Below are 24,884 nucleotides of genomic sequence, written 5' to 3'. Positions count from 1 at the left end.
CACAGAGAGCCATGTCATGAGCACCAATGTCCTGCGTACCGCCGACGGCTGGTGGGTCGTCCGCGGCGACCGGGCCGTCCCCGTCGACACCAAGGCCGCCACCACCGCCGAACTGCTCGCCGACCGCGACGCCGTACGAGAGGCGGCCCTCTCGGGTGAGGCGGGCACGCCCGTCGCCGACCTGGCCGCCCTCTCGCCGGTCACCACCCCCTGCCGCGTCGTCGCCCAGATGGTCAACTACCGCAGCCACGCCCGCGATTCGGGCTTCACCGGCGACATCCCGCCCGCCTTCTTCCGCAAGGCGTCCGGCTCGGTCAGCGGCCCCGGCGAGACCATCGTCCGCCCGCCGCACGTGAAGTTCCTCGACTACGAGATCGAACTCGGGCTCGTCATGGGCGCGCGGCTGCCCGTCGGCACCGTCGTCGAGGAGCGGGACCTGCCCTCGTACGTCGCCGGGCTGGTCGTCACCAATGACGTCAGCGCCCGTGACGTGCAGCTGACCAAGACGCAGTTCTACGAGAGCAAGTCGTACCCCACGTTCACGCCCACCGGGCCCCACCTCACGCTCCTGGAGCCGGAGGACTTCGCCCGTCTCCTCGATCTGCGGCTGAAGTTGAGCGTCAACGGCGAGCTGCGTCAGGACCGCACCCTCGCCGACATGATCGTCCGCCCGGCGCGGGCGCTGACCCTGCTGGCCCGCTTCCAGACCCTGGACGCAGGCGACCTGCTGCTCACCGGCACCCCGGGTGGTACGGCGCTGAAGGCACCGCCGAAGGCCGTCGAGAAGATCGGCGCGCTGCTGCCGCCCGCGGTGAAATGGAAGGCGTTCTTCAAGAGCCAGGCGAAGAACCCGCACTACCTGCACCCGGGTGACGTGATCACGGCGACGATCGCGACCCCCGACGGCCGCATCGACCTCGGCGAGCAGCGCACGCCCGTCGCGGCCGCGAACTGACACCCGAGGTGAGCCGCACATGACCGTCGACGAAGCCGCCCGTGTGCCCGTCGTGATCGTCGGGGCCGGGCCGGTGGGCGTGACCGCCGCCCTCCTCCTGGCCCGGCACGGCGTCCGCAGTGTCGTCCTCGAACGCCACCGGGACATCTATCCGCTCCCGCGCGCCGTCGCAGCCGACGACGAGATCCACCGGATCCTTCAGGCCGCGGGTGTCGGCGAGGAGTTCACCGCGATCTCACGCCCGGCGGGCGGGCTGCGGCTGCTGGACGCCCGGCACCGGGTGATGGCCGAGTTCCGGCGCTCCCGGAACGGCCACCACGGCTACCCGCAGTCCAGCATGTTCGACCAGCCCGAGCTGGAACGCGTACTGCGCGACGCCCTGGCCACGCGCCCGGAATGCGAACTGCGCGGTGGCGTGGAGGTCACCGGCGTCGGCCCCGACACCACCGGCCCCGTACGCGTCACCTATCGCGACGACACCGGCGACCACGAGCTGTGGGCCGAGGCGGTCCTCGGCTGCGACGGCGCCAACAGCCTCACCCGCGAGGCGATCGGCGGCACCTGGGAGGACCTGCGCTTCGAGGAGCGCTGGACGGTCATCGACGCCGAGACGACAGGTCCCGTCCGTTGCTGGGAGGGCGTCGACCAGGTCTGCGACCCGAAGCGACCGGGGACCTTCATGCGGGTGAACGACACCCGCTACCGCTGGGAGTTCAGGATCCAGGAAGGGCAGGAGACGGTCCGCGAGCTGGTCGCCCCGTGGCTGCCGCCCTCGTACGACGGGGACTTCGAGATCGTCCGCGAGACGCAGTACACCTTCCGGGCACGCGTCGCCGACCGCTGGCGCAGCGGACGGGTCTTCCTGCTCGGGGACGCCGCGCACCTCACCCCGCCGTTCGTCGGACAGGGCCTGTGCTCGGGGCTGCGGGACGCCCACAACCTCACCTGGAAACTCGCCCGCGTCCTCCGACACGGCGCGGACGAACGGCTGTTGGCGACCTACGAGAGTGAACGCAGACCGCACGCCCGGCATGTGGTCCGGCTCGCGGTCGTCATGGGCTGGGCCATGACCGGCGGCCAGGACGGCGCCGCCGCGCTCCGCCGCAGGCTGCTGTCCGCGGCATGCCGCATACCCGGCCTGACCGAGCGGGCCGGCCGCGACCTCAGCCCGCCCCTCACCGCGGGACCGCTGGTGCGGCGCGGCATCCGCCGGAGCCTGGCCGGCACGATGTGTCCGCAGCCCTGGGTGAACGTCGACGGACGGCCCACCCGTCTCGACGAACTGCTCGGCGACTCCTTCACGATCCTCACCTCGGCCGCCCCCTCGCCTTCGCTGACCGCGCTCGCCCAAGCCCTCGGCATCAGGGCGGTCTCCGTGGCCGACCTCGGCGACGACGGCACGCCGGCCGCCTGGCTGCGCGCCGGCCGGGCGGACGCCGTTCTGCTGCGCCCCGACCGGGTGGTCCTGGACGTCGTCCCGGCCGGTACCCGGGACTTCACGGACACAGCGGCCTGGGCGCCCCTCCTGCACACCACCCGCAGCCCCCACCCTTCCCCACGGACCGCCGAGCAGAGCCTGCTGAGGAGCGCCACACCATGACCCGTCCGTACCCGGCCCCCTTCACGACGCCCGATCCGCAGACCCTCGCGCACAGCCGCATCATGGACTTCGCCCGTCACGTCGGGAGGGACGGCGCCGACTACGCCGCCCTGCACCGGTGGTCGGTCACCGACCTGGAGGGCTTCTGGGCCGCGGTGTGGGAGTACTTCGACATCGACGCGGACACCCCGTACGAGCACGTGCTGGCCGAGGAACGGATGCCCGGCGCCCGCTGGTTCACCGGTGCCACCCTCAACTACGCCCACCACGCGCTGCGCAACCTCGGCACCGACCGGCCCGCGATCATCGCACTCGACGAGAACGGCTCCGGCCACCAGCTCACGGGCGAGCGGCTGCGCCTCCTGGTCGCGTCCGTCGCCGCGACCTTGCGCGACCTGGGCGTCGGCCAGGGCGACCGGGTCGTCGGCTACCTCCCCAACACCCCGCACGCCATCGTCGCGTTCCTCGCCGCGGCGAGCCTGGGCGCGGTGTGGTCGGTGTGCGGCCAGGACTACGCGCCCAGGGCCGCCGCCGACCGGTTCGCCCAGCTCGAACCCACCGTGCTGATCGCCGCCGACGGTTACCTCTTCAACGGCGTCACCCATGACCGCCGCGACGCCGTCCTCGAACTCGCCGGGTCCCTCCCGACCTTGAAGGCGACCCTCCTGGTCGACCATGTCGGCCTGCCCTGGCCGGAGGGCAACCGCCCCTCCCTGGCGATCCCGTGGGAGGACGCGTCCACCCGCACCGAGGAACTCGCCTTCACCGCCGTGCCGTTCGACCACCCCCTGTGGGTCGTCTTCTCCTCCGGCACCACCGGTCTGCCCAAGGGCATCGTGCACGGCCACGGCGGGGTCCTCCTCGAACACCTCAAGACCCTCGCCCTGCACTCCGACCTCGGCCCCGGCGACCGTCTGCTGTGGTACACCACCACCCACTGGATGATGTGGAACCTTGTCGTCTCCACCCTGCTGACGGGTGCCACGACCTGCACGTACGACGGCAGCCCGGCCCCCCACGCCAAGCCCGACGTGCTGTGGGAGCTGGCCGCCCGCCACCGGGTGACGGTCTTCGGCACCAGCCCCCAGTTCCTGCTGGGCATGGCCAAGTTCGGCATCGACCCCTCCGCGCACGACCTGTCGTCGATCCGCGTGGTCGGCTGTACCGGCTCCGCCCTCCCGGCCTCCGCGTACCCCTGGGTTCGCGACCACGTCGGCGACCGCGTGCTGCTGGCCTCCATCAGCGGCGGCACGGACGTCGTCTCCGGCTTCGCGGGCAGCGCTCCCAACACCCCTGTCTGGGCCGGTGAGTTGTCGGCCCCGCACCTGGGCGTGGCACTGGCGGCGTACGACGCCGAGGGCATGCCGGTGGTGGACCAGGTCGGGGAGCTGGTCGTCACCCGCCCCATGCCGTCCATGCCGCTGTACTTCTGGAACGACCCCGACGGCAGCCGCTACCACGACGCCTACTTCGCCTCCTATCCGGGCGTGTGGCGCCACGGCGACTGGATCACCCTCACGGGCCACGGCTCGGTGATCGTGCACGGCCGCTCCGACTCCACCCTGAACCGCAACGGCGTACGGCTGGGCAGCGCCGACATCCACGACGTCGTCGAGCGCCTCCCGGAGATCGCCGAGGCGCTGGTCATCGGCGCGGAGGAACCGGACGGAGGCTACTGGATGCCGCTGTTCGTGGTCCCTGCCGCCGGTACGACACTGGACGACGCCCTGCGCGACCGCATCCGCGAGGCCATCCGCACCGGCGCCTCCCCTCGCCACGTACCCGACGAGATCATCGAGGTGCCGGGCATCCCGCACACCCGCACCGGCAAGAAGGTCGAGGTCCCGATCAAACGCCTGCTCCAGGGCGCCCCCGTCGAACAGGTCGTCAACCCGGCAGCGGTGGACGCCCCCGACCTCATCGACTGCTTCGCCCGGCTGGGCGCGGAACGCCGGAACCGGTGACCGTGAGCAGACCGCCGTTGCGGGTCGTCTTGGCGTGAGCGGTGGTCCATGCCGTACCGCTCGGGTCGCGCGCGTGCCCCGGGAGGGCAGGGCGCCGGTCAACGGCCAACGGCCGGTGCCTCAGACCTGTCGTTCTCCTGTCGTTCTCCCGCGCGGACCAGGCCGGTCTCGTAGGCGATGACGACGAGTTGGGCGCGGTCGCGGGCGCCGAGTTTGGCCATGGCGCGGTTGGCGTGGGTCTTGACGGTGACCGGGGTGACGAAGAGGCGTTCGGCGATCTCGTCGTTGGCCAGGCCGGTGCCCACCAGGGTCAGCACCTCGCGTTCCCGGGGAGTCAGTGAGGCCAGTCGGCGCGTGTCGACGAGGTCGTGAGGGGCGGGCTGGGCGAGGAGGCGGGCGATGAGGCCCTTCGTCGCCGCGGGTGAGAGCAGCGCCTCACCGTCGGCGACGAGACGGATGGCGTCGAGGAGCTCGGCCGGTTCGACGCCCTTGCCCAGGAAGCCGCTCGCGCCGGCCCGAAGTGCCTCGATGACGAGTTCGTCCTCCTCGAAGGTGGTCAGGACCAGGATCCTGACTCCGGCCAGGTCCTCGTCCCGGCCGATGAGCCGGGTGGCCTCGATGCCGTCGACCTCGGGCATCCGGATGTCCATGACCACGACGTCCGCGCGCTCGGACCGGACCAGTGCAGCGGCCTCGCGACCGTTGGATGCCTCCCCGACGACCTCCATGTCCGGCTGCGCGTCGATGAGCAGCCGGAAGGTGCCGCGGAGCAGAGCCTGGTCATCGGCGAGCAGGACGCGGATCGTCATGGGCGGACTTTCCTCACGGTATGTCAGACGGTGGTGGGGGTGAGTGAGAGCGGCAGGTCGGCGACGACCTGGAAGCCGCCCTCGGGACGCGGGCCGGCGGTGACGGTCCCGCCGACGGCGGCGGCCCGTTCCCGCATACCGATCAGTCCGTGCCCGGTCCCACCCCCCTGGGCCGCGCCGGGACGCCCGTCGTCCGTCACGGTGATCCGCAGCGAGCGGGGACCATGGTCCAGGATGACGTCGGCCCGGGTCGCGGACGCGTGTTTGCGGGTGTTGGTGAGGGCTTCCTGGACGATGCGGTAGGCGGTCAGCTCGGTGGCGAACCGCAACTCGTAGCCGTCGGCGCTCACTTCCCGCTTCGTGTGGGGCGGCGGGCCACCCCCCACCCCGGCGTTGTTGACGAGGATCGCCAGCTCGGGATGGTCCGCTCCGACCCGTTCGGCGAGAGCGCGCACCTGCGACAGATCGGCCAGATCGGCCAGATACGTGTCCACCTGCCCACCCGCGGCCCGCACTTCGGCGCCGACCGCTTCCAGACGCGTCGCGTCACGACCGTGCGCCAGCACGTGGACCCCTTGTGCGGCCAGGGCCAGGGCCACCTCCCGTCCCAGTCCGGATGTCGTACCGGTCACCAGGGCGACCCTCTTGTTTCCAGCCATCCATACCACCTCCGCAGACGCCGCCACAACGGTCTTGCGCCCTCCACGGCGCGGGCTCGGCGTGCCTTCTACTCTGGCCGAATTCGGGTAACCGGAGCGAGGGAGGTCCCTGGTGCTCTTTGCACCAGTGTCCTCGCCAACCCTCACTCGCCCGAGCACGGCGACGAGGGTCCGCGTCAGCGGCAGTCGAGGTGGGCTCAGCGGGGCAGCGCCTCCCTCTGCAGGGCCTGCAGGAAGGCGGGTTCGGTCTGCCGGAAGGCCGGCTCGATGTGCGGGTACGGCGGCTGGCGGTACTGCCGTCCGAGGCTGTCGACGCCGAGGAAGCCGCCGTACTCCAGGCGGTGGGACTGCGGGGCATCCGTGAACACCACGGCGCGTCGGCGCTGGAGTCCGGCAGCCACTTTGCGGCCATGTGGCCCGGCAGCCGCGTCGGCCGCCGGTCGGCTGCGGCCTGGAACGCCGGCTTGTACGCGAGCGCCCCCAGGTGTCGATGACGAGCTGCCGCCAACGCCGCATGGGGCAACTCCAGTTGGGATTCCGCCTCAAGGACGGCGCAGCCCAAGGGACGGCCATCTTTGCTCGCGCTTGACGGGTGCGTTACCTCGCACTTAACCGCCCTCCCTAGTGTCGTGAGGGTTGGCATGTGCACAGAGTGAACTACGGGGGTGGGGTGGCATGTCGGACCTGAAGAAGCAGGCCACGTCCATGCACAAGGCCGCGTCGGGGCTGCGGACGGTGGGGCATCACACGGCGAAGCCGTTGCAGCAGTTCGACGCGCAGTCGCATGACCTGGACGCGCTCGGCGCGCTGGGTTCCCTGCTCGGCGCGAAGAGCGAGGTGGAGCAGGGCATGACCACCCTGGTGAAGCTGACCAAGGCGCTCGAGGAAGAGTGGGAGGCGGAGGCCAAGTTGATCGGCGAGGTGTCCGACGCCTTCGACCTGCTGGATGTGCTGATCGCAGCCGCAGCCCAGAACAAGAAGGGCTGAGCAGGCGCAGCGATGGTCGACCTCAACCCGTTTCACTACATCAACAAGTTCAACCACATGTTCGGCGACAGCGTCGCCAGTGGTCTGGAGTTCCTGGGCATCAGCGATCCGGCGGTGAATCCGGACGGCGTGCGGGAGATCGCCAAGAAGTGGCGTCACCTTGCCGATGGCCTGGACGACGCGGCGGAGGCTTCGCGCAAGGCGCTCGCGGACGTGGAGTGGGAGGGCAAGGCCGCCAAGGCGTACAACAAGCGGGCCAAGGCGGCCCGTAAGCAGGCCACCGAGATGGCCCACTCCCTGCGCGAGGGCGCCAAGGCGCTGGACGACTTCGCGGACAAGGCCCACGAACTCCTCTCCGAGATCGGCGTGATGCTCGCGGAGATCGCCGAGTTCGAGATCGCCGGTCTGGCGCTGGACGTCCTCACCGCCGGCGCGTCATCGGTGGCCTCCACCCTCATGGCCGGCGAACGCGCCCTCAAGGTCGTCGCCCTGATTGGACGGATCGAGGAGGAGGGCACCGCGCTGGGCTCCGTGATCCGCGGGATCATGGAGGTCATCCGGGGCGTGGAGCGGGCGCTGAAGGCGCTCAAGGAGATCCGCGGCGTCGCCGAGGTGGCCAAGATGGCCAAGGGCGGCATGGAGTTCACCGCGTTCCAGACGCTGCTCGAGGACCCGGGTGCCTTCAAGAACCCGGAGAAGCTGGCCGGGCTTCTCACCGAAGGCGCCCTGATGGGCGTCGGCTTCGGAGTGCTCGGCAAGGCCCTCGGCAAGGGGCTCAAGGCCCTCAAGCCGGCCGAACTGGCCGAACTCAGCAAGGCCCTGAAGCTGAACTGCGCCACCTTCGAGCGGCTCAAGTTGAACCCAGGGTTCAACAAGCTGCCCGCCTCGATCCAGGACATGGTCAAGACGTTCGTCCGGGATCCCATCGACGTGGCCACCGGCGACATGGCCCTCTCCCGCACGGATGTCCAACTCGGCGGTGTGCTTCCGCTGGTACTGAGCCGCACCCACATATCCTCGTACCGCTTCGGCGGCTGGTTCGGCCCGTCCTGGGCCTCCACGCTCGACCAGCGGGTTCAAGCGGACGGCGAGTACCTCGTCTACGCGACCCCGGACGGCGCTCGCCTCTGTTTCCCCGTCCCCGACCCGGAGACCAACGCCCCTGTCCGTCCGGAAACCCCCGGCTCCCGCCTCACCCTGGTCTGGGACGACGAGACAGACGGCGCAATCCGCATCACAGATCCGGCCACCGGCCTGGCCCACGTCTTCCACAGCCCCGTGCCAGCGGCCGATGACACTGCCGTGGACCTGCCCCTGCAACACATACAGGACGGCAACGGCAACCGCATCACCGTCACCTACGCCGACGGCGACATCCCCTCCGCCGTGGTCCACTCGGGCGGCTACCACATCGCTCTGGACCGCCACCCGGTCCTCTCGCGCATCACCGGCCTTCGCCTCCTCGACCCCGAAGCCCCGGACTCCCCCGGCACCACCCTGCTCACCTTCGGTTACGACGAGGCCGGCCGATTGACCGAGGAGACCAACTCCTCGGGCCTGCCGACGCGCTACACCTACGACGCGGAAGGCCGCATCACCTCCTGGACCGACCGCGGCGGCACCACGTACTGGTACGCCTACGACGAGCAGGGCCGGGTGACGGCCACCGGCGGCACCGGCGACGCGCTGGCCTCCACCCTCACCTACGACGACACCACCCGCACCACCCGGGTGACCGACTCCCTCGGCCACACCCGCGTCTACGAGCACAACGAAGCGCTGCGTCTCGTTCGTGAAACCGACCCGCTCGGCAACGTCACCGAGTACGAATGGGACGCGGAACACCGCCTGACCGCTTCCACGAACGCACTCGGCCACACCACCAGCTACTTCTACGACCAGTCCGGAAACGTCACCTCCACGGTCCTTCCCGATGGGTCCACCGGCACCGCGGAGTACAACGATCACCACCTTCCCGTCCGCGTCACCGAGCCGAACGGGGCCACGTGGATCCACCAATACGACGCGCACGGCCGTCCACTGATGACACGGGACCCTGTGGGAGCCGAGACCCACTACCGGTACAACAAGTCCGGTCATCTGGTGGAGATCGTCGACGCGACGGGGAACTCCCGGCGCATCACCAACGACAAGGCCGGCCTCCCGCTCCGGGTCACCGACGCGCTCGGCCACACCACCCGGATCGTCAGAGACACCTTCGGCCGAGTCGTCGAGGCCGTCGACCCCCTCGAACGCAGTGTGCACCTGGCATGGACGGTCGAAGGTCTGCCCTCCCTGCGTCAACTCCCCGACGGCACCCGCGAAACCTGGTCATGGGACGCGGACGGAAATCTCCTCTCACACACGGACGTGACCGGCGCCGCGACCTCCTACTCCCGCACGCACTTCGGGCTGGCAGGCACACGAACCGATCCCGGCGGCACCACGTACACCTTCGGCTACGACACCGAACTCCGCCTGACCGAGGTCACCAACCCCGCGGGGCTCACATGGCGTTACGAGTACGACGCCGCCGGCCGACTCGTCGCCGAGACAGACTTCAACGGCCGCTCACTGACCTACGACTACGACGAAGCCGGCCAGCTCGTCACGCGCAGGAACGGGCTGGGCGAGTCGATTCACTACACGCGTGACCCAAGAAGCCGCGTCACAAAGCAGCGCAGCGAGACCGACGTCACCACCTTCGAATACGACGCGAGCGGTCACCTCCTGCGGACGGCAAACGCGGATGCCGAGATCGTGTTCGGACGGGACGCGATGGGCCGCACGCTCTCCGAAGACGTGAACGGCAGCGTGACCCGCTACTCCTACGACGAACTCGGCCGCTGCATACGCCGGACGACCCCATCGGGCCACACGTCGACCTGGTCGTACAACGCACAGGGCCTCCCCACCGAACTCGTCACGGACACAGGCAGCCTGGCCTTCGCCTACGACGCCGCAGGACGCGAAACCTCCCGAAAGCTCGGCGAGACACTCACCCTGACCCAGTCGTGGGACGCCGCCGATCGCATGACGGCCCAAAGCGTCACGCGACTCGCCGCCGACGCTGAACACGTGGTCCACAGACGCACCTACGCCTACCGCCCGGACGGCTACGTCACGGAGATCGACGACCTCCTCTCGGGAACCAGGCACTTCGAGCTGGACACGGCAGGCCGCGTCACATCCACGCGAGCGGACAACTGGCGCGAGAACTACACCTACGACAGCACAGGCCGCCTCGCCCGGGCGGTGTTGCCCGACGATCCCACTCCCCAGCAGCACGAGTACAGCGGGAACCAACTGCGCACATCCGGGCGCACCACCTTCCATTACGACGCCGAAGGCCGCGTTGTCCGCCTGTCCCGGAGACTGCTCAACGGCCAGCGGCGGATCTGGACCTACGAGTGGAGTCCGGAGAACCGGCTGACACGCGCCACCGGCCCGGGCGGCCAGACCTGGCAGTACAGATACGACCCCTTGGGACGCCGTACCGCGAAGCAACGGCTGTCAGAGGACGGCTCAGTCGTGGAGGAGACACGGTTCGGCTGGGACGGCTCCCGTGTCGCCGAACAGATCGGCTCGAACGGCGAGGTCACAACCTGGGACTACGCCCCCGATTCGCACCGACCGCTCGCCCAGACCGACCGCGCGGCAGCACGGGACGAACCCTCCGCGCCAGACGGCTCACCCCGCTTTCACGCGGTGATCACCGACACCGTGGGTACGCCCACGGACCTCATCGGCCCGGATGGAAGCATCGCCTGGACCAGCCGGGCCACGCTGTGGGGAATGTCCGTGGTGCCGTCGCCAGCGGCCCCCGAGTCCGTGGACTGTCCTCTCCGCTTCCCCGGCCAGTACCACGACGCCGAAACCGGCCTGAACTACAACTGCCAGCGCTACTACGCCCCCGACGCAGGCCGGTACATCAGCCCGGATCCTCTGGGGCTGGAGGCGGGGCCGGACAACTACGGATATGTGCCGAACCCGCTGGCCTTCCTGGATCCCCTGGGACTGCAGTGCGCGGAGGGCGGTCCCGTCGAGATCACCGTCCAGTGGCTCGAGGGCATGCCCAAACAACAATTCAGAATGAAGGCCGACGCGCTCCTGAAGCTGAGCGACGCGGGAGTTCTGTTCAAGGCGCCCAACCCGGTGGCCCGAGACTCAACGATCACCAACAACTACAAACGAGACCTCATACGCCGCGTTTACGATCAGTTCGGAAAAACCAACCGCGAGTTCGCGGACACCCTCCGTAGTAGAATCCTCCAGAGGATGAACCCGGATCACGTGTGGGAACTGCAACTGGGAGGGCCCGATGCCGCAACCAACCTGCATATCCTGGATGCGTTCACCAACCAGCGCATAGGAAACCAGATCTGGCAACAAATCAGGAACCTTCCCGACCACACTCCCCTGAAGATTAGGATCGAGGGCCCCGAATGATCTCCCGGGAACTGGAAGAACTCTTGGTGGCGGCACGCACCCTGCTCGCCGACGATTTCGAGCTGGGCATGATGAACGATGTTCCTGCCGGGTACTCCGGGCGTCCCCTCCCCTCTGACGTGCCTGCCGCCTACGCGGACTTCCTGAGCAGAGCGGACGGGGGGATCTTCGGCTCCGTGGTGCTCTTCGAGGCGAAGGTCGTCGTCGACTCCCAGTTCTACGCGGACCCCGGGGAAGGGACTCCGGTCCAGTTGAACCGGGATGAGTGGTTCTGCATCGGCAAGATCAGCGAGGACCCCGTGTTTCTTCACCGGCCGACCGGAGAAATCTGGGGCTTCCCCGACACTGGCGTAATCTGGTGGCAGAGCGAGGTCTTCGAGAAATTCGCCGACGACCTCAACGACTTCCTGCTCGACAAAGCCTTCGGCAGCGGATATACGAATATCGCCGGCGACGATCCGGACGATTCCTGGCTAACGGTACTGCGGCAGCTGGGTCGCATTTCATAGGCGCTCCACCAACGCCGGCTGCGGCTCAGCGACGACCGGTCAGGCGACTTTCGTTCGGGCGTGACGGCGTACCCGGTACGGAGCCGTCAAGGAAGAGATCCGTCAACTGGCCTCTGACGCGCCGACGTACGTCGTCATCTGCTCCTCCAGTACGGCGAACGTCCGCGGCGGGCCGACGTGGCTGATGCGGGACTGCCCGAGACGGCCGGGGCTCAGGAAGTCCGCATCTACGCCCACGAGTTGGGGCATCAACTGCTGGGCCATCCACCGCTGCCCTTGGTGCCGGCCGGGAAGGAACCTCCCGAACGCGTCGAGCCCGAGGAAGAGGTCACCTTCACCTGGCTGTCCAACGACCTAGTTCTCCGCCGCTCCAGATGGCACGCCAGGGGAAACATGAAGCGTCTCAGAACCATCGTCCTCGTCGGTGCGGCCGCCTTCACCTTGTCGTTCGGCACCTCTGCGGAAGCAATCCCGCAGAGCGACCCATCACCGTCCGCGACTATGGTGAGCCCGCCAAGCCTGCATGGGCACAAGGCAGTGAAGGGCACCGAAATCACCGAATGGGGAAAGACCAAGGCAGGAAAAAGTTACTCCCTGACATTTCTTTTCCGATCCTTGTGTCCAACCTGCGTCCAGAACGCGTCCTGGATCGGACAAGTCCGCTGCCGTAGCCAACGTTCTTCAGCACGCGGAGTTGATCAAGTCCCGCAAACCCTGGCACGGCCTGACCGACGTCGAACTCGCCACCCGGAATGGATGGACTGGTTCAACGACCAGCGCCTCCACACAGCGATCGGTGACATCCTCCAGCAAGAGCACGAGACCGAACTGGGAGCCGAAGACCATGCTCGAATACGCCGTTGTGAACCTGCTCGCCTGCCTGATGGTGATGGTGCTGGGGGTCCTCGTGAGGGTTGCTGTGGCCTATCTCGCACGTCAGGGCGGTACCACATACCCCGCCGCTCTCAAGCAAGGCTGCACAGCCCGTGCCTCAACCCTGCTGGTGGTCACCGCTATTGTTTCGACGTTTTTCGCCGTCCTGCCCACAGCCACACCGATCGTCGTTCCCACCCGTTGACCCGCATCTCTCGAGCATGGCCGACCGCCACCTGTGAGGCGCTGTCCCGCCGGGTCTTTCCGCCGGCAGGGACGCCGTTGACTGCTGGAGGAGCGGGAGGCGGTGGACTGATGGAGACCGAATGCCGAGCGAGCCCCGGACAGGTGGTCCGGGGCTAGCCGTGTGCGGTGGCTGTGCAGCGCGAGGCCTCACATCTCGGGTTCTCCCGCGGGGTCCAAGGCGTAGGTGACTCTTTCCCCGACCCGCACCGCGGCCTCGATCATTCTCTGCCGCTCGCTCCCCGAGTAGAGGTCGGCACAAGCGCAAATCGCCGGGTACAGCTCCGAAAGCAGGAGGGCGACCGATTTCGGGACGACCTCGGATGTCCGCCACTGATTCCCGAACTGGTCGATCTGCCTGCACAGCTCGTCCAGCGCGAGCTGATCGAAACCGTCGTTCAGGCGCAGGGGACCGACGAACGCCTCAGCCGCATCGCCAAGTTGCGACACGAGTTCCTCATACACTGGACTATTCCTCATCTTCGACCAAGCCGATTATGGCGCTCGGGTTTATGTATCTCTCGACCAGAGCCTCTTGCGATGATTGCGCATTTGTGTTCGCAGACCATCCCCGCAGATACCTTGCCCTGTTTTCCGCCGAGGTGAGATCGACCAGCCGCGCCTCCACTTTGTCGCCGTCGATGATAGCGACCCGCTGACCGGGCTGGCGCCACTTCTTGATCACATCCCAGCTCTTCGTCACCGAAATCCATTGGGTCCGTACTCGACTCCCCTGGCCTATCTGCACGTTGATGGTGTAGTCACCGTCAACGTTCTTGGCGAACAATCCCTCTGCCGGATCCTCGTCGGGGCGCAGATTTCTGTACCAGATTCCGGCAGCTGCCGCCGAGGGTCCGCCGCGCAGAACGTCTTTGAGTGACCCTCCCGACGAGTCCGACGAAGTCATCGGGAAATAACCGAAGTCGGTGGAGTTGTGAGCGTCGGGCCGGCTCTTGGGGCAGGCTCCGGGGGCCTCGTCGCAGAAGACCTCCCAGAACGTCTCACTCGCCAGGTGGATTCCGTTGCGGGCGTCCCAGATGTCGTTGGCGTCCGTCATCCGGTTCTGCTTGTCGACCATGTGGAGTGCGTCGAGCCAGGCGCGTTTCGCCTCCTCGTCGAACTGGCGCGGCGGGATCGGCGCGATCGTGACCGGATCGCTCGCCGGGGCCCTGCCTGTGCCACCGCCGCCGCCGCATTTGTGCGTGGCGCAGTAGTTGCTGGAGCCCTTGTACTTCTTCGACCCCGGGTCTTGTTCAGGGTGATAGGTGCCGTACGTGCCGTTGTTTCCGGAGCAGAAGTGGACGGGCCCACAGCTTTCCAGGCCCGTGGGGTCGCTCTGGGTCACCGGGCTGTTGTCGGCGTAGGTGTAGCCGTTGAGGGACTGGGTGTCGCTCGTGTCGAGTTCCGGGTCGACGCTGAGGAAACGCCCGGTGGCCGCGTCGTACTCGCGGGCACCGACATAGGTGAGGCTGGTGGAAGAGTCGGCGGACTTGCCGAGAAAGGCCTTGTCGTCGGGCCAGCTGCCGGTGCCGCCGGTGCGAGCGGCTCCGAAGGGGGTGCTGTACCGCTTCGTGACCGCCTGACTGGTGGCGTCGAGGGCAAGGCTGCTGGTGCCGTGCTGGTCGGACGCGAGCCAGGAGAGGGTCTCGGTGCCGGTCTTGTCGGTGCGCAGAGCGATGACCTGGCCGCCGACGTTGTAGTACCGCTGGGCCCAGTACTTGGCGGTCGAGGTGGAGGTGTCGAGGTGTACCTCTGTGCCGTCGTCGAGGTGGAGAACGGTCTCTCCGCCGGTGTTGCGGCGGATCAGGAGCGTGCCGTCGGCATCGTAGACGTGGCTGGTGGTGCTCTTCGTGGTGCCGGAGGCGGACTTCTCGGTGAGGGTGCCGAGTTGGCCTTCGGGGCTCCAGGTGAGGCTCTGGGTGTCGGTGCCGTTCGGGCGGCCGGTGGTGTTGCCTGTCGCGTCGTAGGCGTACGTCGCGGTCACACCCGTGCATGAAGTGGCCGTGGTGGTGGCGGTCAGGCCGTGCGGGTGAGCGCTGTCGCCGTAGCAGTACGTCCTGTGGTGGTGTCTCCGGTGACGGTGTGGCTGGTCTCCGTGGAGCGCAGGCCGCCGTCGGTGTAGCGGTACGAGGTCCAGTACGGGGCGGCGCCGCCGAGGTTCGCGGTGGTACGGCCGGAGGCGGAGCAGTCGGCGGTGGACGGGGTCCAGGCCTCGGTCAGGCGCTGGTGGCCGTCGTAGGCGAAGCACTGGTTGTCGGCCTTGCCGGTGCCGCCGAGGGTGGTGGGGTCGGTGACGGAAGTGACGTTGCCCGCATCGTCGTAGCCGTAGTTCAGTTCCTGCAGCTCGTAGTTGTGGGTCTGGTCGGTGACCGCCGACTGCTTGAGCCGGTCGGTGCCTTCCTCCCAGGTGTTGGTGATGTAGGCCTTCTTGGTGCCGGCGGCCGTGGAGGTGCCCAGGGTGAACTGCTGGGGCCGGCCGGTTTCGGAGTAGGCGGCGCCGAGCAGGTAGCCGCTGAGGCCGGCCACGTCCGTGGGGACCTTCGCGCCACCAGTAATATACAAAGGATCTTGTATCTTGATACACTTCAATTGATACATACGTGAAGAGGGGGACATCATGAGTCGGACGGTCATCGATCTCGACGACGAGGCGCTGGAGGAAGCAGCCAAGGAACTCGGCACCACCACCAAGCGCGACACGATCAACACCGCCCTGCGCGAAGTCACGGCCCGTTATCGGCGCCTGCGTTCCCTCGAAGAGGCCCGCGAACTGGCAGCCGAGGGCGCCCTGGACATCGATATGCTGCTGGACAAGCAGGCGTACCGTCATACGAGCGCCGACGCGGCACGTGGTGATCGCAGCCCTGGAGTGGACGCGTGACCGTCGCCGACTACCTCGTCGACACCTCCGCCCTCGCCCGCATCCTCCTCCGCCAGAACACCGCCGAATGGGACGACAGGATTGCCGCCGGCCTCGTCGCCATCTGCGACCTCACCGAACTGGAAGTCCTCTACTCGGCACGTTCCGCCACGGACCGCACTCGTTTGAAAGCGGCCCTCGACACCCACTACGCCTGGTGCCCCATGCCCGACGGCGTCTACCGCCGCTCCCGCACCATCCAGGAACAACTGACCGCCAAGGGAGAACACCGCAGCGCGGGCCCCGTGGACCTGCTGGTGGCCGCAGCCGCAGAAGAAGCGGGACTCACCCTGCTCCACTACGACCGCGACTTCGAAACCATCGCCCGCACGACAGGCCAGCCGGTCCGCACAATCGACCTCAGGCAGTAGAGCGCGCACGGCGCCAACGGGCGCCGAACTTCCGACCGGGCCGACCGCCTGGCGGCCAGCCCGCTGCGGCCTGGGCCGGCTCCCGACGCCCAGGGGTGGCCGGGCAGCACCACTTCCGGATCCTCGCGTCCAGCCAGTGTCCAGAATGCAACGTCCAGACACCCCCCACGACGCCGTCATCCAGCGGTAGGTCAAGACGTCTGCGCAGGTCAAAGTGAGGCCAACTAACGCTGATGGCAACGGAGTCGAACTCACGAGCAGCGGATTCAGCCCCGCAGCCCAAGGTCCTGCAACCCGAACCGCGATGAGACGTTTCCGCAGCTCACAGAGGTGCACAGTGGGGCGGGTGGGACTCGAACCCACGGCCGACGGATTATGAGTCCGCTGCTCTAACCGGCTGAGCTACCGCCCCGTACGGCGTGTCGCGTACATGTGTGCGCGCCGTCTGCCGCAGCATAGCCGCTCATACGATCTCCTGCTTCGCAGGGGCGACTTCGCATGCCCTTGAGGACTCCGCCGTGACCTGCACGGTTCCCGGGGCCGGGGTGAGGACATGAAAAAGGACCCCTTCGGGGCCCTCGTTCAGCATGCTCCCCCGACTGGACTCGAACCAGTAACCTGCCGGTTAACAGCCGGCTGCTCTGCCAATTGAGCTACGGAGGACCGAGCTCCCCCGACTGGACTCGAACCAGTAACCTGCCGGTTAACAGCCGGCTGCTCTGCCAATTGAGCTACGGAGGAATGCCTCGTTGCATCGAACGTACCTACCTGGGTATTCGCCAGGGGGCGGGCGCTCGCTGCGACACATACATTAGCGCAAGCAGGGGGGTGCTCCGCCAATCGGTTCCCCCGGCGCCGACCTACACGAGGGAAGGGTGGCCTCCATGCGCTACAAGCTCACGTTCGTCGTCGGCCTGGCTCTGGGTTACGTGCTCGGCACGCGCGCTGGGCGCGAACGCTACGAGCAGCTGAAGAAATCCGCACGCCAGGTCGCCCAGAACCCGGCCGTCCGCAACACCGCCGAGACGGCGGCCCAGCAGGGCCGCCAGTTCGCCGGCAAGGCTTACCACACGGTCAGCGACAAGGTCGTCGACCGGGTGCCGGAGTCGGTGGCGGGGCGGGTGCGATCCCTGAGGGACCGCAACACCAACGGGACGGGCCAGGACGACTGGGGTACCAGCAATACATAGGTTCCCCGACAAAGGTTCCCGACACAGGTTCCCGACATAGGTTCCCGCCAGCAGACGGCACACAGCCCCGGGGCGCGGAGTCCCACGGCTCACAGCCCCGCGGCAGACACCCCCATGGCGGACGGCCCATAGAATTTCCGCCATGGGGATAGTCGCCGGGCTGGACAGTTCGCCCGATTTCACTCGCATCGTCGTCTGCGACACGGACACGGGCGCCGTGCTCAGGCAGGGGTACGCCCCGCATCCGGTGGACGGCGACCGCCCCGCGGACGTCGATCCGCAGGCCTGGCTGCTGTCCCTCGGCGAGGCGGCCGGCGGCGGTCTGCTGGAGGGCGTGCAGGCCATCGGCGTGTCCGCGCAGCAGAACGCCGTGGTCCCGCTGGACGCGCAGGGCAACACCGTGCGCCCGGCGATGGTCGGCGGGGACAGGCGGAACCAGGTCGCGGCGGCCGATCTCATCGACGCGCTCGGCGGGCGGGAGGCGTGGGCGCAGGCCGTGGGGTGCGTGCCGCAGGCGGCGCAGCCCGTGACCAAGCTGCGCTGGCTCGCCAAGAGCGAGCCCGACGCCGCCCTGCGCACCGCGATCCTCATGCAGGCCCATGACTGGCTGGTCTGGCAGTTGCTGGGGCGGCCTGTGAGGAGAACCACGGACCGGGGCGGCGCCTCCGGGACCGGGTACTGGTCCGCCGCCACCGGCAACTACCGCACCGACCTCGTCGAGCTGGCGCTCGGTCACCAGGCCATGCTGCCCGAGGTGATCGGCCCGGCCGAGGCGGCCGGTACGACCCCGGAGGGGCTGCTGATCTCCGCCGGTACCGGCGAGACCATGGCCGCCGCCTTCGGGCTCGGCATCGGGCTCGGGGACGCGGTGGTGTCGCTGGGCGCGTCGGGGTCCGTGATGGCCGTGCATCCCGAGGCCCTGGTCGACGGCACCGGGATGATCACCGCCCTCGCCGACGCGACCGGCATGCACCTGCCCGTCGTCACCACCCTGAACGCCGTACGGACCCTGCGCGGGACCGCCGAACTGCTCGGGCTGCCGGATCTGGAGAGCCTGTCCGACCTGGCGATGAAGTCGACGCCGGGCGCCCACGGTCTCGTACTCCTGCCCTATCTGGAAGGGGAGCGGACGCCGAATCTGCCGCACACCGCCGGGACCCTGTCGGGGCTGCGGCGGGAGTCGATGAAGGCCGAGCATCTGGCGCGGGCCGCGTTCGAGGGCATGCTGTGCGGGCTCGCGGACGCGCTGGACGTGCTGCGCGGGCGGGGCGTGGAGGTACGGCGGATCTTCCTGCTGGGAGCGGCCGCCGAGCTGACGGCCGTGCAGGCGGCGGCGCCCGCGCTGTTCGGCGCCCAGGTCGTCGTACCGCAGCCCGCCGACTACGCGGCGATCGGGGCCGCCCGGCAGGCCGCGTGGGCGCTCGGCGTCTCGCAGGGCACGCTCGATCCGCGCACCCCGCCGGCCTGGCAGGGTGCGGCGGCGCAGGTGCTGGAGCCCGGCGAGGAGCTGGCGGTGGGGCAGGCGGTGCGGCAGCAGTACGTTTCGGTCAGGGAGCAGACACACCCTGGCGCGTTTCGTCCGTAGGACGACAAAGAGGACTGCTGTCGGCTTAATCGGTTGAGGTAACGCGGGTGGAGTGTCCGACGATAGGGGCCACGGGCAACGAACCCGCCCCATCGCCGACTCCGAGAGACGTAGCGTGCTCATACGACTACTGCGGACCTATCTGAGGCCGTACAAGAAACCCATCGGTGTGCTGGTGCTGCTGCAGTTCCTGCAGACCTGCGCCACCCTCTACCTGCCCACGCTGAACGCCCACATCATCGACAACGGTGTCGTCAAGGGCGACACCGGCTACATCCTCTCCTTCGGTGCCCTGATGATCGGCATCTCGCTGGCGCAGGTCGTGTGCAACATCGGGGCCGTGTACTACGGCGCCCGGACCGCGTCGGCGCTCGGCCGGGACGTGCGGGCCGCCGTCTTCGACCGGGTGCAGTCCTTCTCGGCGCGTGAGGTCGGCCACTTCGGCGCGCCCTCGCTGATCACCCGTACGACCAATGACGTGCAGCAGGTCCAGATGCTGGCCCTGATGACGTTCACCCTGATGGTGTCGGCGCCCATCATGTGCGTGGGCGGCATCGTGCTGGCGCTCGGACTGGACGTGCCGCTGTCCGGGGTGCTGGTCGCCGTGGTGCCGACGCTGGGCATCTGCGTGACGTTGATCGTACGGCGGCTCCGGCCGCTGTTCCGGGCCATGCAGGTCCGTCTGGACACCGTCAACCGGGTGCTGCGGGAGCAGATCACCGGCAACCGCGTGATCCGGGCCTTCGTGCGGGACGAGTACGAGAAGGACCGGTTCCGGAAGGCGAACACCGATCTCACCGAGATGCAGCTGAAGACGGGCAACCTGCTCGCGCTGATGTTCCCGGTGGTCATGACGACCGTGAACCTGTCGTCGATCGCGGTGGTGTGGTTCGGCGCGCACCGCATCGACAGCGGCGGGATGCAGATCGGTGACCTGACCGCGTTCCTCGCCTATCTGATGCAGATCGTGATGTCCGTGATGATGGCCACCTTCATGTTCATGATGGTGCCGCGCGCGGAGGTCTGCGCCGAGCGCATCGAGGAGGTGCTGGACACCGACTCCAGCGTCGTGCCGCCGAGCGCGCCGGTCGTCGAGCTGCGCCGGCACGGGCATCTGGAGATCCGGGGTGCGGGCTTCCGCTATCCGGGTGCCGAGGAGCCCGTGCTGAAGTCGGTCGACCTGGTCGCCCGGCCCGGTGAGGTGACCGCCGTCATCGGCTCGACCGGCAGCGGCAAGTCGACGCTGCTCGGCCTGGTCCCCCGCCTGTTCGACGCGACCGACGGCGAGGTCCTGGTCGACGGCACGGAGGTGTCCACCCTCGACCCGAAGCTGCTGGCCAAGACGGTCGGCCTCGTCCCGCAGAAGCCGTACCTGTTCGCGGGGACGGTCGCGACCAACCTGCGCTACGGCAATCCGGACGCCACGGACGAGGAGCTGTGGCACGCGCTGGAGGTGGCGCAGGCCAAGGAGTTCGTCAGCAGGCTCGAGGGCGGGCTCAACGCGCCGATCGCGCAGGGCGGCACCAATGTCTCCGGTGGTCAGCGCCAGCGGCTCGCGATCGCGCGCACGCTCGTCCAGCGGCCGGAGATCTACCTCTTCGACGACTCCTTCTCCGCCCTCGACTACGCCACCGACGCGGCGCTTCGGGCGGCGCTCGCCCGGGAGACCGCCGAGGCGACCGTGGTGATCGTCGCCCAGCGGGTGGCGACCATCCGCGACGCCGACCGGATCGTCGTCCTCGACGAGGGACGGGTGGTCGGCACCGGCCGCCATCACGAGCTGATGGCCGGCAACGAGACCTACCGGGAGATCGTGCTCTCCCAGCTGACGGAAGCGGAGGCTGCCTGATGGCCGGGCCGATGGCGCGGATGATGGGCCAGGGCGGCGGCCCCGACAGCCGTTCGATGGACTTCAAGGTGTCGGGCAAACGGCTGATCGCCCAGTTCAAGCCGGAACGGCTCACCATCTACGCCCTGTTGCTGTGCGTGGTCGTGAGCGTGGGCCTGAACGTGATCGGGCCGAAGATCCTCGGCAAGGCGACCGACCTCGTCTTCTCCGGGATCATCGGTCGGCAGATGCCCGCCGGGGCGACCAAGGAGCAGGTGCTCGCCTCGATGCGGGAGCGGGGGCAGGGGCAGATCGCCGACATGCTCCGCAGCACCGACTTCACCCCCGGCAAGGGCATCGACTTCGACGCGGTGGGCCGGGTCCTGTTGCTGGCGCTGTGCACGTTCCTGGTCGCCGGTCTGCTGATGGCCTTCGCGACGAGGCTGGTGAACCGCAGCGTCAACCGCACGATGTTCCGGCTGCGCGAGGACGTGCAGGCGAAGCTGTCGCGGCTGCCGCTGTCGTACTTCGACAAGCGGCAGCGCGGTGAGGTGCTCTCCCGCGCCACCAACGACATCGACAACATCGGGCAGACGCTCCAGCAGTCGATGGGCCAGCTGATCAACTCGGTGCTGACCATCATCGGTGTGCTCGCGGTGATGTTCTGGGTGTCCTGGCTGCTGGCGCTGGTCGCACTGGTGACCGTGCCGCTGTCGTTCGTGGTGGCCACCCGGATCGGCAAGCGGTCGCAGCCGCACTTCGTGCAGCAGTGGCGCACCACCGGCAAGCTCAACGCGCACATCGAGGAGATGTACACCGGGCACACCCTGGTGAAGGTGTTCGGGCGGCAGGAGGAGTCGGCGCGGCAGTTCGCCGAGCAGAACGAGGCGCTGTACGAGGCGGGGTTCAAGGCGCAGTTCAACAGCGGGATCATGCAGCCGCTGATGATGTTCGTCTCCAACCTCAACTACGTGCTGGTGGCGGTCGTGGGTGGTCTCAGGGTCGCCTCGGGCGCGCTGTCCATCGGTGACGTGCAGGCCTTCATCCAGTACTCGCGGCAGTTCTCGATGCCGCTGACGCAGGTCGCGTCGATGGCGAACCTGGTGCAGTCGGGCGTCGCCTCGGCCGAGCGGATCTTCGAACTCCTGGACGCGGAGGAGCAGGAGGCGGATCCGCTGCCGGGCGCGCTGCCCGAGGAGCTGCGCGGGCGGGTGGCGCTGGAGCACGTGTCGTTCCGGTACGACCCGGAGAAGCCGCTGATCGAGGATCTCTCGCTCACGGTGGAGCCCGGGCACACGGTCGCGATCGTCGGCCCGACCGGCGCCGGCAAGACGACCCTGGTCAACCTGCTCATGCGGTTCTACGACGTCTCCGGCGGGCGCATCACCCTCGACGGCGTCGACATCGCCACCATGTCCCGGGACGAACTGCGCGCCCAGATCGGCATGGTGCTGCAGGACACCTGGCTGTTCGGCGGCACGATCGCGGAGAACATCGCGTACGGCGCCTCGCGCGAGGTCACCCGCGGCGAGATCGAGGAGGCGGCGCGGGCGGCCCACGCGGACCGGTTCGTACGGACGCTGCCCGACGGGTACGACACCGTGATCGACGACGAGGGCACGGGCGTGAGCGCCGGTGAGAAGCAGCTCATCACCATCGCGCGGGCGTTCCTGTCCGACCCGACGATCCTGGTGCTCGACGAGGCGACCTCCTCGGTCGACACCCGTACCGAGGTGCTGATCCAGAAGGCGATGGCCAAACTCGCCCACGGGCGCACGTCGTTCGTGATCGCGCACCGGCTGTCGACCATCCGGGACGCGGACACGATCCTCGTCATGGAGAACGGCTCGATCGTCGAACAGGGCGCGCACGCCGAGCTGTTGGCGGCGGACGGGGCGTACGCGCGGCTGTACAAGGCCCAGTTCGCGCAGGCTGTGGCGGAGGTGGACTGACAAATCCGGGGGCTGGTCCTACCTGAGGGGCGCGGGGAACTGCGCGACCAGCCCCCACACACCCGCACCCGGCATCAATCCAGATAGCCCCGTAGCTGATCCGCGAAGGCGTGATCCCGGAGCTTGTTGAGCGTCTTCGACTCGATCTGCCGTATCCGCTCCCGGGTCACCCCGAAGATCCGGCCGATCTCCTCCAGCGTCCGGGGACGCCCGTCGGCCAGCCCGTACCGGAGCTGGACGACCTTGCGTTCACGTTCGCCGAGAGTGGAGAGCACCGCCTCCAGATGCTCGCGCAGGAGCAGGAACGCCGCCGACTCCACGGGTGACGTCGCGTCGCCGTCCTCGATCAGGTCGCCGAGGGCCACGTCGTCCTCCTCGCCCACCGGGGCGTGCAACGACACCGGTTCCTGGGCCAGACGCAGGACCTCGCTGACGCGCTCGGGCGGGAGTTCGAGATGGGCGGCGACCTCTTCCGGGGTCGGCTCGTAGCCCCGCTCCTGCAGCATGCGGCGCTGGACCCGGACGACCCGGTTGATCAGCTCTACGACGTGCACCGGGACCCGTATGGTGCGGGCCTGGTCGGCGAGGGCCCGCGACATGGCCTGGCGGATCCACCAGGTGGCGTACGTGGAGAACTTGTAGCCGCGGGCGTAGTCGAACTTCTCGACCGCCCTGATCAGGCCGAGGTTGCCCTCCTGGACGAGGTCGAGCATGGTCAGTCCGCGGCCGACGTACCGCTTGGCCACGGACACGACCAACCGCAGGTTCGCCTCGATGAGCCGGCGCTTGGCCATGCGGCCCATGACCACCAGACGGTCCAGGTCGAGGGCCAACTGGCTGTCCAGGTCTGGGGTGTTGCTCAGTTTCTCCTCGGCGAACAGCCCGGCCTCGACCCGGCGGGCGAGCTCGACCTCCTCGGCCGCGGTGAGCAGCGGGATGCGGCCGATCTCGCGCAGGTACTGGCGGAACAGGTCCGAGGACGGGCCGCCGGTGTCGGCGCGGGCGCGCTCCGCGGCGGTTGTCTCCGCCGGTTCGGGGGCCTCGGCGGCCTCCAGTGCCTCGGCGGGCGGTTCGGCCGGCTCTGGCGGCCCTTCGGGTTCCACGGGATCCGCCTCGGGGTGGTGCACGACACGGGTCTGCGGGGGGACCGCGACGAGGACGTCGGTCTCCGCGTCCGGTTCCGTGCCGTCCGTACTGATGTCGGTCTGTGTGAGGGTCTGGGTCTGCACGGGGGCGACCTCCAGGATGATCGCTGCCAGGGGGTACGGCAGCGGTACTTCGGGGGCGGAGTCGGCGGCCACGCCGCTGTCCGTCCCGTACGCGATGAGCGGAACCGCGGGGGTGTGGGACCCGTGTGGGACGGATCGGCCGCGCTCCGAGGACTCAGGCACCGCACCCCAGTGTGGAGTACGACACATCGCCGCCACGAGGGGCGTGCGGTGACTTTTTGCAATCGGCCCGTGACCCGGCGGTTACCGTGGCGTACGGGTGCGGTCAGAGAGCCGCGGCGCCGTGTTCCCTGAGGGCCTGGTCGTACTGCTGAAGGACCCACAACTCGTTCTGTACGGCGGCCAGTTGGGCGGGATCGCCGCCGGCGGAGAGGCGGGTCATCTGGGACTGGACGTCGCGGATGCGGCGCTCCACCGCCCGCCTGCGGACCTGGACCAGCACCGTGCCCGCGTACACCTCGTCGACGGTGCGGCGCATGATCGGCTCGACGGCGAGCTCGGTGACCATCGCGCGGACGGTGTCGTCGGGGGCCGCCTCGCGGACGCGGACCAGGTACTCCTGGCCGTCCTGCACGCCGTACTCGGCGCCGCCCGCGTCCATGACCGCCTGGCGCACCGCGGCGTACGGGGCGGCGGTGAACTCGTCGACGCCGTACGCGTCGAAGGCCGGGGAGACCAACTCGGGCCGCTGGAGGGCGAGTTTGAGCAGCTCCCGCTCGGTGGCGTAGACGGGGTTGCGGAGGGTGAGGGCGGGACCGTAG

General features: G+C 68.7%; 21 protein-coding genes, 3 tRNA genes and 1 pseudogene. 13 read left to right on the top strand and 12 right to left on the bottom strand.

The features are described from left to right. Positions 1-16 precede the first annotated feature (16 nt). From GRC12_RS09905 to GRC12_RS09895, 3 genes are read left to right on the top strand one after another with little or no spacing between them, the layout of a single operon-like run. The gene (locus tag GRC12_RS09905) at positions 17-955 is read left to right on the top strand and encodes a fumarylacetoacetate hydrolase family protein (RefSeq protein WP_208778817.1); all 939 of its coding nucleotides are present in this window, start codon (positions 17-19) and stop codon (positions 953-955) included. 19 nt (positions 956-974) lie between these two features. Then, positions 975-2,555, top strand: a complete 1,581-nt coding sequence (mhpA, locus tag GRC12_RS09900; RefSeq protein ID WP_208778816.1) for a bifunctional 3-(3-hydroxy-phenyl)propionate/3-hydroxycinnamic acid hydroxylase MhpA — start codon at positions 975-977, stop codon at positions 2,553-2,555. Beyond that, a complete protein-coding gene (locus GRC12_RS09895; protein ID WP_208778815.1) occupies positions 2,552-4,519 on the top strand; it encodes an acetoacetate--CoA ligase in 1,968 nt (655 codons plus the stop codon). The genes mhpA and GRC12_RS09895 overlap by 4 nt, the downstream gene beginning before the upstream one ends. A gap of 98 nt (positions 4,520-4,617) precedes the next feature. Here GRC12_RS09895 and GRC12_RS09890 read toward each other — a convergent pair whose 3' ends face one another. From GRC12_RS09890 to GRC12_RS09880, 3 genes are all read right to left on the bottom strand, one after another. Continuing rightward, on the bottom strand, positions 4,618-5,328 hold the full coding sequence (locus GRC12_RS09890) for a response regulator (protein ID WP_208778814.1): 711 nt from the start codon (positions 5,326-5,328) through the stop codon (positions 4,618-4,620). 23 nt (positions 5,329-5,351) lie between these two features. Further along, positions 5,352-5,987, bottom strand: coding sequence for an SDR family NAD(P)-dependent oxidoreductase (locus GRC12_RS09885; RefSeq protein ID WP_208778813.1), 636 nt, complete (start codon positions 5,985-5,987; stop codon positions 5,352-5,354). 197 nt (positions 5,988-6,184) lie between these two features. Beyond that, the gene (locus tag GRC12_RS09880; protein ID WP_208778812.1) at positions 6,185-6,388 is read right to left on the bottom strand and encodes a hypothetical protein; all 204 of its coding nucleotides are present in this window, start codon (positions 6,386-6,388) and stop codon (positions 6,185-6,187) included. Between the two features lie 274 nt (positions 6,389-6,662). On the opposite strand from GRC12_RS09880, the gene GRC12_RS09875 reads away from it, so the two are divergent. The 3 genes from GRC12_RS09875 to GRC12_RS09865 are packed head-to-tail and all read left to right on the top strand — an operon-like array spanning position 6,663 to position 11,932. Then, a complete protein-coding gene (locus GRC12_RS09875) occupies positions 6,663-6,974 on the top strand; it encodes a hypothetical protein (RefSeq protein ID WP_244372547.1) in 312 nt (103 codons plus the stop codon). A 12-nt stretch (positions 6,975-6,986) separates the two neighbouring features. Beyond that, positions 6,987-11,423, top strand: coding sequence for an RHS repeat-associated core domain-containing protein (locus tag GRC12_RS09870; RefSeq protein WP_208778811.1), 4,437 nt, complete (start codon positions 6,987-6,989; stop codon positions 11,421-11,423). Continuing rightward, entirely contained in the window at positions 11,420-11,932 is a 513-nt protein-coding gene (locus tag GRC12_RS09865; protein WP_208778810.1) for a hypothetical protein, read from the top strand. The genes GRC12_RS09870 and GRC12_RS09865 overlap by 4 nt, the downstream gene beginning before the upstream one ends. Before the next feature lie 102 nt (positions 11,933-12,034). Here GRC12_RS09865 and GRC12_RS09860 read toward each other — a convergent pair whose 3' ends face one another. Continuing rightward, positions 12,035-12,196, bottom strand: a complete 162-nt coding sequence (locus GRC12_RS09860; RefSeq protein WP_208778809.1) for a hypothetical protein — start codon at positions 12,194-12,196, stop codon at positions 12,035-12,037. A 580-nt stretch (positions 12,197-12,776) separates the two neighbouring features. On the opposite strand from GRC12_RS09860, the gene GRC12_RS09855 reads away from it, so the two are divergent. Next, positions 12,777-13,010: a hypothetical protein gene (locus tag GRC12_RS09855; RefSeq protein ID WP_208778808.1), complete on the top strand. Its 234-nt coding sequence runs from the start codon at positions 12,777-12,779 to the stop codon at positions 13,008-13,010. A 188-nt stretch (positions 13,011-13,198) separates the two neighbouring features. On the opposite strand, the gene GRC12_RS09850 is transcribed toward GRC12_RS09855, so the two are convergent. From GRC12_RS09850 to GRC12_RS46685, 3 genes are read right to left on the bottom strand one after another with little or no spacing between them, the layout of a single operon-like run. Next, complete coding sequence (locus GRC12_RS09850; RefSeq protein WP_208778807.1) at positions 13,199-13,513, bottom strand: hypothetical protein; 315 nt, start codon at positions 13,511-13,513, stop codon at positions 13,199-13,201. Positions 13,514-13,517: 4 nt separating this feature from the next. Further along, complete coding sequence (locus GRC12_RS46690; RefSeq protein ID WP_308286515.1) at positions 13,518-15,032, bottom strand: RHS repeat-associated core domain-containing protein; 1,515 nt, start codon at positions 15,030-15,032, stop codon at positions 13,518-13,520. 32 nt (positions 15,033-15,064) lie between these two features. After that, on the bottom strand, positions 15,065-15,574 hold the full coding sequence (locus tag GRC12_RS46685) for a hypothetical protein (protein WP_308286514.1): 510 nt from the start codon (positions 15,572-15,574) through the stop codon (positions 15,065-15,067). A gap of 91 nt (positions 15,575-15,665) precedes the next feature. Here GRC12_RS46685 and GRC12_RS09840 point away from each other — a divergent pair, with 91 nt between their 5' ends. Together GRC12_RS09840 and GRC12_RS09835 are read left to right on the top strand one after the other, a co-directional pair. Next, complete coding sequence (locus GRC12_RS09840) at positions 15,666-15,929, top strand: type II toxin-antitoxin system VapB family antitoxin (protein ID WP_208778806.1); 264 nt, start codon at positions 15,666-15,668, stop codon at positions 15,927-15,929. Continuing rightward, a complete protein-coding gene (locus GRC12_RS09835) occupies positions 15,926-16,339 on the top strand; it encodes a PIN domain nuclease (protein WP_208778805.1) in 414 nt (137 codons plus the stop codon). The genes GRC12_RS09840 and GRC12_RS09835 overlap by 4 nt, the downstream gene beginning before the upstream one ends. 338 nt (positions 16,340-16,677) lie before the next feature. Here the strand turns inward: GRC12_RS09835 and GRC12_RS09830 are convergent. The 3 genes from GRC12_RS09830 to GRC12_RS09820 all read right to left on the bottom strand — a co-directional run bounded on the left by GRC12_RS09830 (position 16,678) and on the right by GRC12_RS09820 (position 17,080). Then, positions 16,678-16,751 (bottom strand) — tRNA-Ile (locus GRC12_RS09830). A gap of 178 nt (positions 16,752-16,929) precedes the next feature. After that, a tRNA-Asn gene (locus GRC12_RS09825) sits at positions 16,930-17,002 on the bottom strand. 5 nt (positions 17,003-17,007) lie between these two features. Continuing rightward, positions 17,008-17,080 (bottom strand) — tRNA-Asn (locus GRC12_RS09820). A 143-nt stretch (positions 17,081-17,223) separates the two neighbouring features. On the opposite strand from GRC12_RS09820, the gene GRC12_RS09815 reads away from it, so the two are divergent. The 4 genes from GRC12_RS09815 (at position 17,224) to GRC12_RS09800 (ending at position 22,894) form a co-directional block, all read left to right on the top strand. Further along, on the top strand, positions 17,224-17,529 hold the full coding sequence (locus tag GRC12_RS09815; RefSeq protein ID WP_133041144.1) for a YtxH domain-containing protein: 306 nt from the start codon (positions 17,224-17,226) through the stop codon (positions 17,527-17,529). 142 nt (positions 17,530-17,671) lie between these two features. After that, positions 17,672-19,114: an FGGY family carbohydrate kinase gene (locus tag GRC12_RS09810; RefSeq protein ID WP_208778804.1), complete on the top strand. Its 1,443-nt coding sequence runs from the start codon at positions 17,672-17,674 to the stop codon at positions 19,112-19,114. A gap of 115 nt (positions 19,115-19,229) precedes the next feature. Further along, complete coding sequence (locus GRC12_RS09805; protein WP_208778803.1) at positions 19,230-20,963, top strand: ABC transporter ATP-binding protein; 1,734 nt, start codon at positions 19,230-19,232, stop codon at positions 20,961-20,963. Next, complete coding sequence (locus GRC12_RS09800; protein ID WP_208778802.1) at positions 20,963-22,894, top strand: ABC transporter ATP-binding protein; 1,932 nt, start codon at positions 20,963-20,965, stop codon at positions 22,892-22,894. Before GRC12_RS09805 ends, GRC12_RS09800 begins: the two co-directional genes overlap by 1 nt. 74 nt (positions 22,895-22,968) lie before the next feature. Here GRC12_RS09800 and GRC12_RS09795 read toward each other — a convergent pair whose 3' ends face one another. Both GRC12_RS09795 and GRC12_RS09790 read right to left on the bottom strand, forming a co-directional pair. Further along, positions 22,969-24,285: an RNA polymerase sigma factor gene (locus GRC12_RS09795; protein ID WP_208778801.1), complete on the bottom strand. Its 1,317-nt coding sequence runs from the start codon at positions 24,283-24,285 to the stop codon at positions 22,969-22,971. A gap of 103 nt (positions 24,286-24,388) precedes the next feature. Next, positions 24,389-24,884: pseudogene (locus GRC12_RS09790) on the bottom strand (DNA primase); the annotation flags it as partial.

It is taken from the genome of Streptomyces griseorubiginosus, assembly GCF_017614965.1.
GTDB classification, from domain to species: Bacteria; Actinomycetota; Actinomycetes; order Streptomycetales; family Streptomycetaceae; genus Streptomyces; species Streptomyces griseorubiginosus_B.
Note: the sequence above shows the minus strand (reverse complement) of the source record. Positions and strands in the feature narration are given on the sequence as shown.

What these genes read in the sequence shown, in the direction of transcription:
- GRC12_RS09815 (WP_133041144.1), top strand. Translation starts at nt 17,224, where the DNA reads ATGCGCTACAAGCTCACGTTCGTCGTCGGCCTGGCTCTGGGTTACGTG.
- GRC12_RS09870 (WP_208778811.1), top strand. Translation starts at nt 6,987, where the DNA reads ATGGTCGACCTCAACCCGTTTCACTACATCAACAAGTTCAACCACATG.
- GRC12_RS09860 (WP_208778809.1), bottom strand. Translation starts at nt 12,196, where the DNA reads ATGGCCCAGCAGTTGATGCCCCAACTCGTGGGCGTAGATGCGGACTTC.
- GRC12_RS09890 (WP_208778814.1), bottom strand. Translation starts at nt 5,328, where the DNA reads ATGACGATCCGCGTCCTGCTCGCCGATGACCAGGCTCTGCTCCGCGGC.
- GRC12_RS09895 (WP_208778815.1), top strand. Translation starts at nt 2,552, where the DNA reads ATGACCCGTCCGTACCCGGCCCCCTTCACGACGCCCGATCCGCAGACC.
- GRC12_RS09885 (WP_208778813.1), bottom strand. Translation starts at nt 5,987, where the DNA reads ATGGCTGGAAACAAGAGGGTCGCCCTGGTGACCGGTACGACATCCGGA.
- GRC12_RS09875 (WP_244372547.1), top strand. Translation starts at nt 6,663, where the DNA reads ATGTCGGACCTGAAGAAGCAGGCCACGTCCATGCACAAGGCCGCGTCG.
- GRC12_RS09800 (WP_208778802.1), top strand. Translation starts at nt 20,963, where the DNA reads ATGGCCGGGCCGATGGCGCGGATGATGGGCCAGGGCGGCGGCCCCGAC.
- GRC12_RS09855 (WP_208778808.1), top strand. Translation starts at nt 12,777, where the DNA reads ATGCTCGAATACGCCGTTGTGAACCTGCTCGCCTGCCTGATGGTGATG.
- GRC12_RS09810 (WP_208778804.1), top strand. Translation starts at nt 17,672, where the DNA reads ATGGGGATAGTCGCCGGGCTGGACAGTTCGCCCGATTTCACTCGCATC.
- GRC12_RS09905 (WP_208778817.1), top strand. Translation starts at nt 17, where the DNA reads ATGAGCACCAATGTCCTGCGTACCGCCGACGGCTGGTGGGTCGTCCGC.
- mhpA (WP_208778816.1), top strand. Translation starts at nt 975, where the DNA reads ATGACCGTCGACGAAGCCGCCCGTGTGCCCGTCGTGATCGTCGGGGCC.
- GRC12_RS09865 (WP_208778810.1), top strand. Translation starts at nt 11,420, where the DNA reads ATGATCTCCCGGGAACTGGAAGAACTCTTGGTGGCGGCACGCACCCTG.
- GRC12_RS09840 (WP_208778806.1), top strand. Translation starts at nt 15,666, where the DNA reads ATGAGTCGGACGGTCATCGATCTCGACGACGAGGCGCTGGAGGAAGCA.